Origin of the sequence: Stenotrophomonas nitritireducens (assembly GCF_001431425.1) — a bacterium.
Taxonomy (GTDB): Bacteria; Pseudomonadota; Gammaproteobacteria; order Xanthomonadales; family Xanthomonadaceae; genus Stenotrophomonas; species Stenotrophomonas nitritireducens.
Map to the genome: position 1 here is coordinate 24,538 of NZ_LDJG01000017.1, position 16,191 is coordinate 40,728.

Sequence of the window (16,191 nt, forward strand, 5' to 3'; positions counted from 1 at the left end):
GTGTCGAACTGGCCCCTACTCAGTATCCTCATCTGGCTGCCGATCCTCGGCGGTGCGTTGATTCTTGCCGTGCGCAACGCCCAGGCCGCCCGTTGGGCGTCCCTGGCGGTGGCACTGCTCACCTTCCTGTTGAGCCTCGGCCTGCTCGCCGGCTACGACCGCACCGCCGCCGAGGTGATGCAGTTCGTCGAGCAGCACCCGTGGATCCCGGCCTACGGCATCGGCTACAACCTGGCCGTCGACGGCATCGCCATCGCGCTGGTGCTGCTGACCACGCTGGTGGGCGTGCTGGCGCTGATCGGCGCCTGGGGCGTGATCGACAAGCGCGTGAACCAGTACGTGGCCGCCTTCCTGATCCTGGAAGGCGTGACGGTGGGCATCTTCGCCGCCACCGACGCGATGCTGTTCTACGTGTTCTTCGAAGCCATGCTGATCCCGATGTTCCTGATCATCGGCGTATGGGGCGGGCCGCGCCGCATCTACGCGGCGATCAAGTTCTTCCTCTATACCTTCCTCGGCTCGGTGCTGATGCTGGTGGCGCTGATCTACCTGTACATCAAGGGCGGCAGCTTCCAGCTGGCCGACCTGTACCAGCTGCAGCTGTCGGGCAGGGAGCAGACCTGGATATTCTTCGCGTTCCTGATTGCCTTCGCGGTCAAGGTGCCGATGTTCCCGGTGCACACCTGGCTGCCGGACGCGCACGTGGAAGCGCCGACCGCCGGTTCGGTGATCCTGGCCGCGATCGCGCTGAAGATCGGTGGCTACGGTTTCCTGCGCTTCAACCTTCCGATCGTGCCGGACGCCAGCAGCGAATGGGCCTGGCTGGTGATCGCGCTGTCGCTGGTGGCGGTGATCTACGTCGGCCTGGTGGCGCTGGTGCAGGACGACATGAAGAAGCTGGTGGCCTACTCCTCGGTCGCGCACATGGGCTTCGTCACCCTGGGTACCTTCACCGCCCTGTGGCTGGTGCGCGAGGCCGGCAATGCCGACGCCGCGCGCCTGGGCCTGCAGGGTGCGATGGTGCAGATGATCTCGCACGGCTTCGTGTCCGGCGCGATGTTCTCCTGCATCGGCGTGCTCTACGACCGCCTGCATACCCGACGCATCGCCGACTACGGCGGCGTGGTCAACGTGATGCCCTGGTTCGCCGCCTTCGCGCTGCTGTTCTTCATGGCCAACTCCGGCCTGCCGGGCACCAGCGGTTTCGTCGGCGAGTTCATGGTGGTGCTGGCCAGCTTCCAGTGGGAGCCGCTGGTGGCGCTGGGCGCGGCCACCACGCTGATCATCGGCGCGGCCTATTCGCTTTGGCTGTACAAGCGCGTGTTCTTCGGTGAAGTGGGCAACGCCCACGTGGCCGAGATGAAGGACATCAACGGACGCGAATGGCTGGTGCTGGGCGTGTTCGCCGTCGGTACGCTGGCGCTGGGCGTGTATCCGCGGCCGCTGACCGAACTGATGGAGCCCTCCATCGCCAAGCTGGCGATGCAGATCGCATCGAGCAAGCTGCTGTAAGCGGCCCCGTCGAGAGTATTGATTCCAGGATTTGATGATGACAACGCCGACGCTACTGCCGTTGACCGCCGCCGACCTCCCGCCGCTGCTGCCCGAACTGGTGGTGATCGGCGGAGCTTTCGCCCTGCTGATCCTCGACCTGTTCATCAGCAACCGCCACAAGGTCTGGACCCACTTCCTGTCGGTCGCCATCCTCGCTGTCGCCTTCGCGCTGCTGCTTGGCGGCGTGGGCGGGCAGGGCGAGGTGTTCCATGGCATGTTCATCCGCGACAACGCCGCCGACATCATGAAGACCGTGGTGGTGCTGGTCAGCGGCCTGACCCTGGTCTATGGCTGGAGCTACCTGCGCGAGCGCAGCCTGTACCAGGGTGAGATCGCGGTACTGGTCCTGTTCGCCACCGCGGGCATGATGATCCTGGTCTCGGCCGGCAGCCTGCTGATGGTCTACCTGGGGCTGGAACTGCTGGCGCTGTGTTCCTACGCCCTGGTGGCAAGCAACCGCGAGAACAAGCTGGCCGCGGAAGCGGGCATGAAGTACATCGTGCTCGGCTCGCTGGCCTCGGGCCTGCTGCTGTACGGCATGTCGCTGATCTACGGCGCCACCGGCTCGCTGCACCTGGACGTGATCCATGCCGCCGCCGCGCACTCGGACGAGCGCATGCTGCTGCTGACCGGCGCGGTGTTCATGGTCGCCGGCGTCGCCTTCAAGCTCGGCGCCGCGCCGTTCCACATGTGGCTGCCGGACGTCTACCAGGGCGCCCCGGCGCCGATCGCGCTGTTCATCAGCTCGGCACCGAAGCTGGCCGCGTTCGGCATGGCCTACCGCCTGCTGGAAGCCGGCGTCGGTCCGCTGTCGACCGAACTGCAGTACGTGCTGGCCGGCCTGTCGGCGCTGTCGCTGGTGGTCGGCAACCTGATGGCCATCGCCCAGACCAACCTCAAGCGCATGCTGGCCTATTCGACCGTCTCGCACATCGGCTTCCTGCTGATGGGCGTGGCCGGCGGCGGCGCGGCGGGCTACTCGGCGGCGATGTTCTATGCCGTGGCCTACGCGATCATGTCCACCGCGGCCTTCGGCGTGATCATCGCCCTGTCCCGTGCCGGTTTCGAAGCCGAGAGCATCGACGACTTCAAGGGCCTGAACGCGCGCAACCCGTGGATGGCCGGCCTGATGCTGTGTGCCATGTTCTCGCTGGCCGGCATCCCCCCGTTCCTGGGCTTCTGGGCCAAGCTGGCGGTGCTGGGCGCCGCGGTCAACGGTGGCCTGCTGTGGCTGGTGATCCTGGGCGTGATCAGCGCGGTGGTGGGCTGCTTCTACTACCTGCGCGTGGTCAAGGTCATGTATTTCGACGAGCCGGTGGGCGAGCCGCTGGCGCGCAACAACGACCGCATCCTGGGCATCGTGCTGGGCGTGAACTGCGTGGCGTTGCTGGTGCTGCCGGTGGCCTTGGGGCCGCTGCTGGCCTGGATGCGCAACGCATTTGCACATTTGTCGTAAAAAACGATACAAAACGGCGCGATTCATGTAATATGCGCGCCCTGAGTTGATGGCGACGCTGGCAAGCCGGCGTCGCCGGACCATCGCAAGATGGTCGACCGGAACGGGATCGTTCCGGGTTTCGGCGGAACCCCCGGGTTTCCTGAAACAATGAAGTAAAAAAGACTTGCGGTAACGGTCCAATTACTTCATAATTCCGCTTCTGCTGCGGGGTGGAGCAGTCTGGCAGCTCGTCGGGCTCATAACCCGAAGGTCGCAGGTTCAAATCCTGCCCCCGCTACCAGTTTCAGTCTTCTTCAATCTTGATTGTCGAAGGCGGAATCTGGGCTCGAAGAAACGCTTGCTTCCGTTTCTTCAACCGGAATCCAGTCACCGGATTCATACCGGACAAAGGGCCCAGTCGGGCCCTTTGTTGTTTCCGCAAAACGAAAAGTCCGGCTGGGTTTTTCCGTTATCACCATTATCGAAATCAAGGCAGGCTGTGAGCGACAAGGCTACTGAAATCGCGAATCTGCTGGGCCCCACCGTGCAGGCGCTGGGCCTGGATCTGCTGGGCGCCGAGTATCTGCCGGCGCCGGGCGGCGCAACGCTGCGCCTGTACATCGACGTGCCGCTGGCCGAGCAGCCCGAGCGCGTGGTCAACATCGACGACTGCGAGCGGGTGAGCCGCGAGGTGTCCGCGCAGCTGGACGTCGAGGATCCGATCAGCGGCAACTACACGCTGGAAGTGTCCTCGCCGGGCGTGGACCGCCCGCTGTTCACGCTGGAGCAGTTCGAACGGCACCTGGGCGAGTCGGCCAAGGTCGGCCTGAAGCTGCCGCAGGAGAACCGCCGCCGACTGCAGGGCGAGATCGCCGCGGTGGACGCGGCCGCCGGCACCGTGACCTTCACCGTCGATGGCAGGCCGTTCGTGGCCGCCTTCGACAACATCGACAAGGCGCGCATCATTCCGGACTGGGCCGCGCTCGGCCTCGCTCCGACCAAACCGACCGGTCCGGCCCCCAAGCAGGGCGGCGCGGCCAAGAACAAATCCAATAACGAAACCGCGGCCCGCAAGCCGCGCGCGGAGTAAGCCGATGAGCAAGGAACTTCTGCTGGTAGTCGACGCGGTCGCCAATGAGAAAGGCGTGCCGCGCGAAGTGATCTTCGATGCGATCGAGGCCGCGCTCGCCTCGGCGGCAAAGAAGCGCTATGTGGACCAGGACGTGCTGGCGCGCGTGGCGATCGACCACAAGGACGGCAGCTACGAGACCTTCCGCCGCTGGGAGGTCGTGGCCGACGACGTGGTGATGGAATCGCCGGACCGCCAGATCCGCATGATGGACGCGATCGACGAGGCCGATGGCGTCGAGATCGGCGACTACATCGAAGAGCAGATCGAGAACCCCGACTTCGGTCGCATCGCCGCGCAGGCCGCCAAGCAGGTGATCGTGCAGCGCGTGCGCGAGGCCGAGCGCCAGCAGGTCGTGGACGCGTGGAAGGATCGCGTCGGCGAACTGGTGACCGGCGTGGTCAAGCGCGCCGAGCGCGGCAACATCTACGTCGACCTGGGCGGCAACGCCGAGGCCTTCATCCCGAAGGACAAGGGCATTCCGCGCGACGTGCTGCGCGCAGGCGACCGCGTGCGCGGTTACCTGGCCGAAGTGCGCTCGGAGCCGCGTGGCCCGCAGCTGTTCATCAGCCGCGCCGCGCCGGAATTCATGATCGAGCTGTTCAAGCTGGAAGTGCCGGAAGTCGGCCAGGGCCTGGTCGAGATCAAGGCCTGCGCCCGCGATCCGGGCGACCGCGCCAAGATCGCGGTCATTGCCCACGACAGCCGCACCGATCCGATCGGTGCCTGCATCGGCATGCGCGGCTCGCGCGTGCAGGCCGTGAGCAACGAGCTCAACGGCGAGCGCGTGGACATCGTGCTGTGGAACGAGAACCCGGCCAATTTCGTCATCAATGCGATGGCGCCGGCCGAAGTGCAGTCCATCATCGTCGATGAGGAAAAGCACTCGATGGATCTGGCCGTGGCCGAAGAGCGCCTGGCCCAGGCCATCGGCAAGGGCGGCCAGAACGTGCGCCTGGCCAGCCGCCTTACCGGCTGGCAGCTCAACGTGATGACCCAGGACCAGGTCGCCGCCAAGTCGGAGGCCGAGCAGGCCGTCGCCCGCCAGCTGTTCATGGACAAGCTGGAAGTGGACGAGGAAATCGCCGGCATCCTGGTCAGCGAGGGCTTCAGCACCGTCGAGGAAATCGCCTACGTGCCGATCGGCGAACTGCTGGCGGTGGAGGGCTTCGACGAGGACATCGTCGAGGAGCTGCGCGCCCGCGCCCGCGATGCGCTGCTGAACGAAGCGCTGGCGGTGGAAGAGGGCGCCGAGGAAGGCGTGCCGGCCGAAGACCTGCTGGCGTTGCCGGGCATGGACGAGGCAACGGCCTATGCGCTGGCCGGCAACGGCGTGCGCACGAGTGAGGATCTGTCGGACCTGGCTGCCGACGAGATCCTGGAGTTCGGCATCGAAGGCATGGACCTGGAGCGCGCAGCGGCGCTGGTCCTGGCCGCCCGCGCCGAGGAGATCGCCCGTCTGGAGCGCGGCGAATGAGCCAGCGATGAACAGTGCCCTGAGCCGCTCAGGGCGTAGACTCCGCGCTGCCTTCGTCCGTATCGAGGGGGCGCCAACAAGATCATAGGATCCGAATGTCGCAGCAAACCACCATCCGCAAGCTCGCCCAACTGGTCAATACGCCGGTGGAGAAACTGCTGGAACAGCTGGCCCAGGCCGGCATGAAGTTCAGCGGTCCCGACCAGGTCGTGACCAGCGCCGAGAAAGTGAAGCTGCTCGGTTTCCTTCGCCGTTCCCACGGCAAGGACGAGCCGGTCGCCGACGAGGCTGACGCCGCGCCGAAGAAGATCACCCTGAGCCGCCGTACGCAGCAGGAAGTGACCGTCAATGCCGGCCGCAGCAAGACCACGGTCAATGTCGAGGTGCGCCAGAAGCGCACCTACGTCAAGCCGGCTGCCGGCGCGCCGATGGATGCGGATGCCGAGCGCGCCGAGATCCTGCGCAAGCTCGAGGAGTCGCGCCAGCGCAACCTCGACGAGCAGCGCATGCTGGCCGAGAAGGACCGTGCGCGCGACGAGGAGATCGTGGCGCGCCAGAAGGCGGCCGAAGATGCCGAGCGCGAGCGCGCGGAGGCCGAGCGCCAGGCTGCGGAGGATGCCGCCAAGGCGGCCGAAGCGGCCAAGGCCACGCCTGCGGCGCCGGCCGTCAGGCAGCCGATCATCGAGACGCTGACGCCGCGTCCTACGCGCACCACCTCGACCACGCCGCGCCCCGCGGCTCCGGCACCTGCGCGCGACGATCGCGGCAGCGCGCATGCCAAGCCGGGCAACAAGTCGTCCCGTGGCGGCCAGTCGGAAGACGAGGGTGGCAAGCGCTTCGGCGGTCAGCTGCACCTGTCGCCGTCCGATCGCGCCCGCCGCGGCAACAACAGCAATTCGCGCGGCCGCCCCGGCGCGCGCGCGCCGCAGGGTCGTCGCGGCAACGAGCAGTCGCGCGGCGGTGGCGGCAGCCACGGCTTCGAGCGTCCGACCGCACCGGTGGTGCGCGAGGTCGCCATCGGCGACACCATCACCGTGGCCGATCTGGCGCAGAAGCTGGCGCTGAAGGGCGGCGAGGTGGTCAAGGCGCTGTTCAAGATGGGCGTGATGGCGACCATCACCCAGTCCATCGACCACGACACCGCCGCGCTGGTGACCGAGGAACTCGGCCACAAGGTGGTGCGTGCCGGCAACAACGATGCCGAAGACGCGCTGCTGGCCATCACCGATGCCGATCACGGCGACGCCGTGCCGCGTCCGCCGGTGGTCACCATCATGGGCCACGTCGACCACGGCAAGACCTCGCTGCTGGACTACATCCGCCGCACCAAGGTCGCCAACGGCGAGGCCGGCGGCATCACCCAGCACATCGGCGCGTACCACGTGGAAACGCCGAAGGGCGTGATCAGCTTCCTCGACACCCCGGGCCACGCCGCGTTCACCTCGATGCGCGCCCGCGGCGCGCAGCTGACCGACGTGGTGGTGGTGGTGGTGGCGGCCGACGACGGCGTCATGCCGCAGACCAAGGAAGCCATCCAGCACGCCCGCGCGGCCAATGCGCCGATCGTGGTGGCGATCAACAAGATCGACAAGTCCACCGCCGATCCGATGCGGGTCAAGAACGAACTGCTCGCCGAGCAGGTCGTGGCCGAGGATTTCGGTGGCGACACGCAGATGGTGGAAATCTCGGCCAAGACCGGCCTGGGCATCGACGACCTGCTGGATGCGATTTCGCTGCAGGCCGAAGTGCTGGAGCTGAAGGCCGTGGCCGAAGGCCGCGCCGCCGGCGTGGTCATCGAATCGGCGCTGGACAAGGGCCGTGGCCCGGTCGCGACGGTGCTGGTGCAGCAGGGTCAGCTCAAGAAGGGCGACTACCTGGTGTGCGGCATCCAGTACGGCCGCGTGCGTGCGCTGTTCGACGAGACCGGCCGGCAGGTTGCCGAGGCCGGCCCGTCCATCCCGGTGCAGGTGCTGGGCCTGTCCGGCGTGCCGGATGCCGGCGACGACTTCGTCGTGGTCGAGGACGAGCGCCTGGCCAAGGACGTCGCGCAGCAGCGTGAAACCAAGCGTCGCGAGTCGCGCCTGGTCGCCACGGCGGGCAGCCGCATGGAAGACATCATGGCGCAGATGGGCAAGGGCGAAGGCCAGCAGGTGCTGAACCTGCTGATCAAGGCCGACGTCCAGGGCTCGGTGCAGGCGCTGAGCCAGTCGCTGGTGGGGCTGTCCAACGACGAGATCCGGATCAACGTGATCCATTCCGGCGTCGGCGGCATCACCGAATCCGACGCCAACTCGGCGGTAGCTTCCAAGGCCACGGTCATCGGCTTCAACGTGCGTGCGGACGCTTCGGCCCGCCGCATCATCGAATCCAATGGCGTGGACCTGCGTTACTTCTCGATCATCTATGACGTGATCGACCAGGTGAAGCAGGTGGCTTCGGGCCTGCTGGGCGTGGAGATCCGCGAAGAGATCATCGGCATCGCCGAGGTCCGCGACGTGTTCCGCAGTTCCAAGTTCGGCGCGGTCGCCGGCTGCATGGTGGTCGAGGGCGTGGTCAAGCGGAACAAGCCGATCCGCGTGCTGCGCGACAGCGTGGTGGTGTTCGAGGGCGAACTGGAATCGCTGCGCCGCTTCAAGGAAAACGTCGAGGAAGTCCGCAACGGTACCGAGTGCGGTATCGGCGTGAAGGCCTACAACGACGTCAAGGCCGGCGACCAGATCGAATGCTTCGAGCGCATCGAAGTGCCGCGCACCCTGTAACAACGCAGTACCGGCCGGCCCGCGCGATGCGGGCCGGCCACGCTTTCCCCCGCAGCAATCAGACGAGCGAGAATCCGTGCCCAAGACCTTCCACCGTACCGACCGAGTTTCCGCGCAGATCCGCCGCGATCTGGGCACGCTGGTGCATGCCGCCGTGCGCGAGCACGGGCTGCCATCGGTCAGCGTTTCGGACGTGGAAGTCACCCGTGACATGGCCCATGCCAAGGTGTTCGTCACCGCGCTGATGCCGGAGCGTTCGGTCGAGGCGGTCAAGGGTCTGCGCGAGCTGGCCGGCGAGCTGCGCATGGCCCTGGCCCGTGCGATGAAGCTGCGCCATGTGCCGGAGCTGCATTTCCATTACGACGATTCGGTGGATCGCGGCGAGCGCATCGACAATCTGCTGCGCGATCTGCCGGATACGCTGGCGGCGCAGGCCGGCAGCGAAGCCGACGACGAGTAAGTCCGGCCCGGCGTTGCGCCGACCATTTCTGCTGGGCATCCTCCGTTCCTGTACGACACCCACCGCTTCCGGTCCGACCGGCGGCGGGGTGCCGGTTTCCTCCTGTTCCCGCCGGCATGCGGACGACCGCGCCGGTCCGACAAGGGTGTTGCATGCGTCCCCGTATCCAATTCCGCCGTCTGGACGGCATCGTCCTGCTCGACAAGCCTGCCGGCATGAGTTCCAACACTGCGCTGCAGGTGGCGCGGCGCCTGTTCAGGGCGGAGAAGGGCGGGCATACCGGCAGCCTCGATCCGCTGGCTACCGGCCTGCTGCCGCTGTGCTTCGGCGAGGCAACCAAGATCGCCGGGCTGCTGCTGGGCTCGGCCAAGGCCTACGATGCCGACATCGCGCTGGGCGCGACCACCGATACCGACGATGCCGATGGCGCGGTGCTGCTGCAGCGCCCCGTACCGGCCATCGACGCGCAGGCGCTGCGGCAGGCGCTGGAGCCGTTGACCGGGCACATCCGCCAGCGCGCCCCGATCTACTCGGCGCTGAAGCAGGGCGGCGAGCCACTGTATGTGAAGGCGCGTCGTGGCGAAGCCATCGAGGCACCGGAGCGGGATGTCCACGTGCAGTCCATCGAGGTGCTGGAGCAGCAGCCGGAGCGGCTGCGGCTGCGCGTGACCTGCGGCTCGGGAACCTATATCCGCAGCATCGCCCGCGACCTGGGCGAGCGGCTGGGCTGCGGTGCGCACATCACCGCGCTGCGCCGGCTGTGGGTGGAGCCGTTCCTGTCCCCGCGCATGATCGGCCTGGACGAACTGCGCGTCCTGGCCGAGGGCGGGGACGATGCGGCCCTGCTGGAATGGCTGCTGCCGCTGGAGGCGGGACTGAGCCATTTCGGCCGGGTCCAGCTGGACGCTGGCCGCGCGCAGCGCTTCTGCATGGGCCAGCGCCTGCGCGAGCCATCGTGGCCGCAGGGCCTGGTGGCGGTGTTCGCCGACGATGGCAGGGTGCTGGGACTGGGGCAGGTGGATGCGGCCGGAATGCTGGCGCCGCAACGCCGCTTCAATCTCTGAATGGCCGCTGTTTGCTGTCCGGAACCCAGTCGCGCCTTGTCGCGACAGGCGCGTATCGTTACAATTCTGCGGCCCTTTGCCGGGCACCGGTCCGCCGTCGGCGGTCCGCATTCCTTAAACGGCGAGCTGCGCGGTGCGTCATCAGCACGTTCCTGCCGGCCACGCATCCAGAGAAAACATCATGTCGATCGACACCCAGAAAGTTATTGAAGACAACAAGCGCGGCGCCAACGACACCGGTTCGCCGGAAGTCCAGGTCGCCCTGCTGACCGCCCGCATCGAGCAGCTGACCGAACACTTCAAGCTCCACAAGAAGGATCACCACAGCCGCCGCGGCCTGCTGCAGCTGGTCAACCGCCGCCGCAGCCTGCTCGACTACCTGAAGAAGAAGGACGTCGAGCGCTACAAGGGCCTGATCGAAAAGCTTGGCCTGCGTCGCTAAGCAGCAACCCCTCCGCGGCGCAGCGATGCGCCGCGGTTTTGTTTTTGCAGTTCAACAGCATTCCCGGGACCGGAACAACCGGCCGCCCGCTGGCGACAAGGGTCGCCGACGGTCCATTCGCAGACAGCATCCCCAAGGACACCCTCCGTGGCAAAAATCACCAAAACCTTCCAGTACGGCAAGCACACCGTCACGCTTGAGACCGGCGAAGTCGCCCGTCAGGCCAGCGGTGCCGTCATCGTCAAGATGGACGACACCGTACTGCTGGTCACCGCCGTCGCCGCCAAGAGTGCGCGCGAAGGCCAGGACTTCTTCCCGCTGACCGTTGATTACCAGGAGAAGTTCTACGCCGGCGGCCGTATCCCGGGTGGTTTCTTCAAGCGCGAAGGCCGTGCGACCGAGAAGGAAACCCTGATCTCGCGCCTGATCGACCGTCCGATCCGCCCGCTGTTCCCGGAAGACTACAAGAACGAAGTGCAGATCATCGCCACGGTGATGTCGCTGAACCCGGACGTGGATGGTGACATCCCGGCCCTGATCGGCGCTTCGGCTGCCCTGGCCCTGGCCGGTACCCCGTTCATGGGTCCGATCGGCGCCGCCAAGGTCGGCTACAAGAACGGCGAGTACATCCTGAACCCGACCGTCAGCGAACTGGCTGACTCGCAGCTGGAGCTGGTCGTCGCCGGTACCTCCAATGCCGTGCTGATGGTCGAATCCGAAGCCGCGCTGCTGTCCGAAGAAGTGATGCTGGGCGCCGTGACCTTCGGCCACCGCGAAATGCAGAAGGTCATCAACGCGATCAACGAGCTGACCGTCGAAGCCGGCACCAAGCCGTCGACCTGGGAAGCCCCGGCCAAGAACGACGCGCTGATCTCCGCCCTGAAGGAAGCCATCGGCCCGCGTCTGGGCGAAGCCTTCCAGGTGCGCGACAAGCTGCAGCGCCGCGACGCCATCTCGGCGATCAAGAAGGACGTGGTCGAAGCCCTGGCCGGCCGCGTGGCCGCCGAAGGCTGGAACCCGGCCGAGCTGTCGAAGGAATTCGGCGAGCTGGAATACCGCACCATGCGTGACTCGGTGCTGGACACCAAGGTCCGCATCGACGGCCGTGCGCTGGACACCGTCCGCCCGATCGCGGTGAAGACCGGCGTCCTGCCGCGTACCCACGGTTCCTCGCTGTTCACCCGCGGCGAAACCCAGGCCATCGTGACCATCACCCTGGGCACCGCCCGTGACGGCCAGGTCATCGACGCCGTTGCCGGTGAGTACAAGGAAAACTTCCTGTTCCATTACAACTTCCCCCCGTTCTCGGTGGGCGAGTGCGGCCGCATGATGGGCCCGAAGCGCCGCGAAATCGGCCACGGTCGTCTGGCCAAGCGTGGCGTGCTGGCTGTCATGCCGTCGCTGGAAGCCTTCCCGTACACCATCCGCGTCGTGTCGGAAATCACCGAGTCGAACGGCTCCTCGTCGATGGCCTCGGTCTGCGGCTCGTCGCTGGCCCTGATGGACGCCGGTGTGCCGGTGAAGGCGCCGGTGGCCGGTATCGCCATGGGCCTGGTCAAGGAAGGCGAGCGCTTCGTCGTCCTGTCCGACATCCTGGGTGACGAAGATCACCTGGGCGACATGGACTTCAAGGTGGCCGGTACCGCCGAGGGCATCTCCGCCCTGCAGATGGACATCAAGATCGAAGGCATCACCGAAGAGATCATGAAGCAGGCCCTGCAGCAGGCCAAGGCCGGCCGCCTGCACATCCTGGGTGAAATGGCCCACGGCCTGACCGCCCCGCGTTCGGAGCTGTCCGACTACGCACCGCGCCTGCTGACCATCAAGATCCACCCGGACAAGATCCGCGAAGTGATCGGCAAGGGTGGCTCGACCATCCAGGCCATCACCAAGGAAACCGGCACCCAGATCGACATCCAGGACGACGGCACCATCGTCATCGCGTCGGTCAATGCCATCGCTGCCCAGGCCGCCAAGGCCCGCATCGAGCAGATCACCTCGGACGTCGAGCCGGGCCGCATCTACGAAGGCAAGGTCGCCAAGATCATGGACTTCGGCGCGTTCGTCACCATCCTGCCGGGCAAGGACGGCCTGGTGCACGTCTCGCAGATCTCCAGCGAGCGCGTGGAGAAGGTCGGCGACAAGCTGAAGGAAGGCGACGTGGTCAAGGTCAAGGTGCTGGAAGTGGACAAGCAGGGCCGCATCCGCCTGTCGATGAAGGCCGTGGAAGAAGGCGAGGGCGTGTCGGCCGAATAAGCCGGACAGCTCTGCTTGATATCGGAAAAGCGGGCCACTGGCCCGCTTTTCTTTTGGTGGCCTCGCAGCCGAGGGGCCGGTTCCGGACAACGGCGATGATGCTCCGCGGCGCTGGGCAGCGCCAGGCGGGGCTTGGCCGATGAGGCTCCAGCGGGGCGTTGCCCCGCTCTACAGTCGGATTGGATCGTGGCGGTCCGGTGGCGCCAGGCGGGGCTTGGCCGGTGAGGCTCCAGCGGGGCGTTGCCGCGCTCTACAGTGGAGGCGGATCGTGGCGGCCTTGTAGTGCCGGGCTGCGCCCGGCACGCCTTTCCGGTAAGGCCCCCGCGGAGCGCCTGATCTTTGGGCCGCGGACAGGCGCTGGCGGGAATCGCGCCGTTGCTCTGCCCGTCGCCATCGAGTTCCGGCCCCGACCTTCGCGCAGGGCCTTTTCCGCTGCACTGGCATGTCACTTCCCTACAGCCCTGGCGTTCCCGTCCCGTCAGCATGGAGATGAGCCGGTGGCAGGGGGAGGCAGGGAATGTGGCGATGGGCCAGCCAGCGCGCCGGGCTGTCATGGCGGCGACGGCGAGCCGCCGCACAGCCTTTGCTCGGCAAGGCCGCCGCGGCCTGTTTTCTCGCCGGCATCGGTGCGGCGTTGTGGATGCCGGCCCTGCCGCCTTCCTGGTTGCGTTGGATGCTGCTGTTGGCCGGGCTGGCGATCTGGGGAGCGGGGGCCAGGGTGTGGTGCGGGGCGCTGCTGGCCGGTGCCGGCTGGGCGTCCCTGCATGCCGGCTGGGTTCTGCAGGCGCAGCTGCCGCCGGCACTGGAACGCAGCGAAGCCGTCATCGTGGGTACCGTGGTGTCCCTGCCAGAGGCCGGGCCCAGGCGGACACGGTTCCGCTTCCGCGTCGATGATGCCGCGGCCCAGCCTGCCCCACTGCGCGGACGCCTGCTGCAACTGGCGTGGTACGACGATTTCGGAAGTACGCAGCCGGGGCCGCGGACGGAGGTGCATGCCGGCACGCGCTGGCAGTTGCAGGTGCGCCTGCGGGCGCCGCGCGGGCTGGCCAATCCGGGCGGCTTCGACGCCGGGCGCAATGCGCTGGCGCAGCGGATCGCCGCCACTGGACTGGTCGTGAGCAAGGGCGGCAGGGCGCTGGCGATGCCGTCCGGAATCGATGCATGGCGCGAGGACATGGCCGGAAAGATCGACAGCGCCGTCGGCGCCTCATCCTCGCGCTATGTGCGGGCATTGGCGGTAGGCGACACCCGTGCGCTGGACGATGGCGACTGGCAGATGCTCAGGGCCACCGGCTTGACCCATCTGATCGCCATCTCCGGCTTCCATGTGGGCATGGTCGCCGGCTGCATCGCATTGGCCGCGGCCGGCTTATGGTGGTTGCTGCCCTGGCTGGGACGATGCTGTCCGCGTTCCCATGCCGCGGCCATCGCGGCCGTGCTCGGGGCCGCCGGCTATGCCGCGGTGGCCGGTTTCGCCCTACCGACGGTGCGCACGGTGCTGATGGTCGCCGTGGTTGCGCTGGCGCGGCTGGGGCGTCGCCACGGCAGCGTTGCCGGCTCGCTGGCGCTGGCGGCCCTGGTGGTGCTGGCCTGGGATCCGTTGGCGATGCTGATAGCCGGGTTCTGGCTGAGTTTCGCCGGCGTGGCCTGGCTGGTCTGGTGCCTGCCCGAGCGCATGCACTGGCTGCGCGGTTTCCTTTCCGCGCAGGCGGTGGCGACGGTGGGGCTGCTGCCGTTCACCGCGGCGCTGTTCGACCAGGCTTCCCTGGCCGGGCCGCTCGCCAATCTGATCGCCATTCCATGGTGGAGCCTTGTGGTGGTGCCGCTGGCCGTGCTGGGCACCGGATTGGAGGCCGTGCTGCCAAGTGCCGGGACATGGCCGTGGCGCGCGTCGGCGTGGTGCTTCGACCTGAGCTGGCCGCCACTGTCGTGGCTGGGGAGCAGTCGCTTCGCGTTGTGGTGGTTGCCAGAGGCGCGGAGCGCGGCGGTGCCGCTCGCGCTTGCCGGCGCCGTGTGGCTACTGCTGCCGGGCGGCATTCCCGGCAAGCGGCTGGCGCTGCTGCTCTGGTTGCCTCTGCTGTGGCCGGCCCGTGAGCTGCCCGGGCATGGCGAGGTGGAGCTGGTACTGCTCGATGTGGGGCAGGGACTGTCGGTGCTGGTGCGCACCCGTGACCACCACCTGCTCTATGACGCAGGGCCGGCGGTGCGCGATAGCTTCGATGCGGGCGAGCGCGTGGTCGTGCCGGCGCTGCATGCCTTGGGGGTGGGCCAGCTCGATGCCGTGGTCGTCAGCCATGCCGACAACGACCATGCCGGAGGTGTGGGCGCGGTCCGCGCCGCCATGCCCGTGGACGACTGGCGCGGGCCACCGGGAATGCCGCTGCCTGCAGCCGGCGACAACCTGACCGAGTGCGCGGCCGGCCGGCGCTGGCAATGGGACGGGGTCTGGTTCGAGTACCTGCACCCGCATGCTGGTTTTCCCTATCTGGGCAACGAGTCCAGCTGCGTGCTCCGGATAGCGACCCGCCATGGCGCGGCGCTGCTGACCGGAGACATCGGTCAGGTCATCGAGGAGGCATTGGTGCGGCGGCAACGGCCGTCGTTGCAGGCGGAGGTGGTGGTGGCGCCGCATCATGGCAGCGGCGGCTCCTCGTTGCCGATGTTCATCGCGGCCACGCGCGCACGCCTGGTGCTGGTGTCGGCCGGTCATGGCAACCGGTTCGGCCATCCCAGGCCCGAAGTGGTCGAGCGCTGGCGCGGAGCCGGCGCCGAGGTGCTGGCAACTCCCGCGAGTGGCGCGGTCAGGGTGTGGCTGGGAGAGCGCGGCCTGCAGGTGCGCGAGCGCCGCAGCTGGCGTCGTCGCCTCTGGGATGCTGCTGGGCGGGCACGGGCGGCTGTTATCCTATCGGAGGACGAAAACACGGCCGCCGCGCCGGAGGGTTGAAACGTGTGGGAACTGGTCAAGGCCGGTGGTTGGCCGATGGTGCCGCTGCTGCTGCTGGGCGTGCTGGCGTTGGCGATCGTCCTGGAGCGCTTCTGGAGCCTGCGGCGTAACGAAGTGCTGCCACCAGGCCTGGGGCAGGAGGTCCGCAACTGGGCGGCGCGCGGCAAACTGGATGCTTCCCACATCGAATCGCTGCGCGCGAATTCGCCGCTGGGCGCGCTGCTGGCCGCCGCGCTGGAAGCCCGCAATCGTCCGCGCGACCAGATCCGCGAGCGCATCGAGGACACCGGCCGGCATCTGGTGCATCGGATGGGACGCTACCTCAATGCCCTGGGTACGATCGCCTCGGCTGGCCCGCTGCTCGGCCTGCTGGGCACGGTGATCGGAATGATCCAGATGTTCCTCGGCATCCTCGACCATGGCGTGGGCGATGTGAACCAGTTGGCCGGCGGCATCGGCAAGGCCCTGGTGTGTACCGCCACCGGCATGATCGTGGCGATCCCGGCGCTGATGTTCCACCGTTATTTCCGGGCGCGCGTCGATGGCTATGTGATCGAGATGGAACATGAAGCTGGCGCGCTGCTGGATACGCTCGATGGTCGCCCGGCGGTGATGGCCGCGACCAAGCCGGCCCCGCAGGCCGCGGCTGTGGCCAAGGCCTGACTGCG

General features: G+C 67.4%; 10 protein-coding genes, 1 tRNA gene and 1 pseudogene. All 12 read left to right on the forward strand.

The window, feature by feature from the left end:
• The 12 genes and pseudogenes from ABB22_RS11475 (at nucleotide 1) to ABB22_RS11530 (ending at nucleotide 16,186) form a co-directional block, all read left to right on the forward strand.
• Nucleotides 1-1,512 (forward strand): NADH-quinone oxidoreductase subunit M, encoded by a 1,512-nt coding sequence (locus tag ABB22_RS11475; RefSeq protein WP_055769759.1) that lies wholly within the window; start codon nucleotides 1-3, stop codon nucleotides 1,510-1,512.
• A gap of 37 nt (nucleotides 1,513-1,549) precedes the next feature.
• Nucleotides 1,550-3,010, forward strand: coding sequence for an NADH-quinone oxidoreductase subunit NuoN (gene nuoN, locus ABB22_RS11480; RefSeq protein WP_055770363.1), 1,461 nt, complete (start codon nucleotides 1,550-1,552; stop codon nucleotides 3,008-3,010).
• Between the two features lie 206 nt (nucleotides 3,011-3,216).
• Nucleotides 3,217-3,293 (forward strand) — tRNA-Met (locus ABB22_RS11485).
• A gap of 198 nt (nucleotides 3,294-3,491) precedes the next feature.
• Complete coding sequence (gene rimP / locus ABB22_RS11490; RefSeq protein WP_055769757.1) at nucleotides 3,492-4,082, forward strand: ribosome maturation factor RimP; 591 nt, start codon at nucleotides 3,492-3,494, stop codon at nucleotides 4,080-4,082.
• A gap of 4 nt (nucleotides 4,083-4,086) precedes the next feature.
• The gene (gene nusA, locus ABB22_RS11495; protein WP_055769755.1) at nucleotides 4,087-5,598 is read left to right on the forward strand and encodes a transcription termination factor NusA; all 1,512 of its coding nucleotides are present in this window, start codon (nucleotides 4,087-4,089) and stop codon (nucleotides 5,596-5,598) included.
• A 95-nt stretch (nucleotides 5,599-5,693) separates the two neighbouring features.
• Nucleotides 5,694-8,357 (forward strand): translation initiation factor IF-2, encoded by a 2,664-nt coding sequence (gene infB / locus ABB22_RS11500; RefSeq protein ID WP_055769754.1) that lies wholly within the window; start codon nucleotides 5,694-5,696, stop codon nucleotides 8,355-8,357.
• 76 nt (nucleotides 8,358-8,433) lie between these two features.
• Complete coding sequence (gene rbfA, locus ABB22_RS11505) at nucleotides 8,434-8,817, forward strand: 30S ribosome-binding factor RbfA (RefSeq protein ID WP_055769752.1); 384 nt, start codon at nucleotides 8,434-8,436, stop codon at nucleotides 8,815-8,817.
• A 152-nt stretch (nucleotides 8,818-8,969) separates the two neighbouring features.
• Nucleotides 8,970-9,881 carry a tRNA pseudouridine(55) synthase TruB gene (gene truB, locus ABB22_RS11510; RefSeq protein ID WP_055769750.1) on the forward strand — a complete coding sequence of 304 codons (912 nt, stop codon included), beginning with the start codon at nucleotides 8,970-8,972 and terminating at the stop codon, nucleotides 9,879-9,881.
• Between the two features lie 181 nt (nucleotides 9,882-10,062).
• Nucleotides 10,063-10,323 (forward strand): 30S ribosomal protein S15, encoded by a 261-nt coding sequence (gene rpsO, locus ABB22_RS11515; RefSeq protein WP_055769748.1) that lies wholly within the window; start codon nucleotides 10,063-10,065, stop codon nucleotides 10,321-10,323.
• Between the two features lie 147 nt (nucleotides 10,324-10,470).
• On the forward strand, nucleotides 10,471-12,579 hold the full coding sequence (gene pnp, locus ABB22_RS11520; protein WP_055769746.1) for a polyribonucleotide nucleotidyltransferase: 2,109 nt from the start codon (nucleotides 10,471-10,473) through the stop codon (nucleotides 12,577-12,579).
• Nucleotides 12,580-13,096: 517 nt separating this feature from the next.
• Nucleotides 13,097-15,633, forward strand: a pseudogene (locus ABB22_RS11525) (DNA internalization-related competence protein ComEC/Rec2).
• On the forward strand, nucleotides 15,527-16,186 hold the full coding sequence (locus ABB22_RS11530) for a MotA/TolQ/ExbB proton channel family protein (RefSeq protein ID WP_055769745.1): 660 nt from the start codon (nucleotides 15,527-15,529) through the stop codon (nucleotides 16,184-16,186). The pseudogene ABB22_RS11525 and the gene ABB22_RS11530 overlap by 107 nt, the downstream one beginning before the upstream one ends.
• The last annotated feature ends 5 nt before the right edge of the window (nucleotides 16,187-16,191 follow it).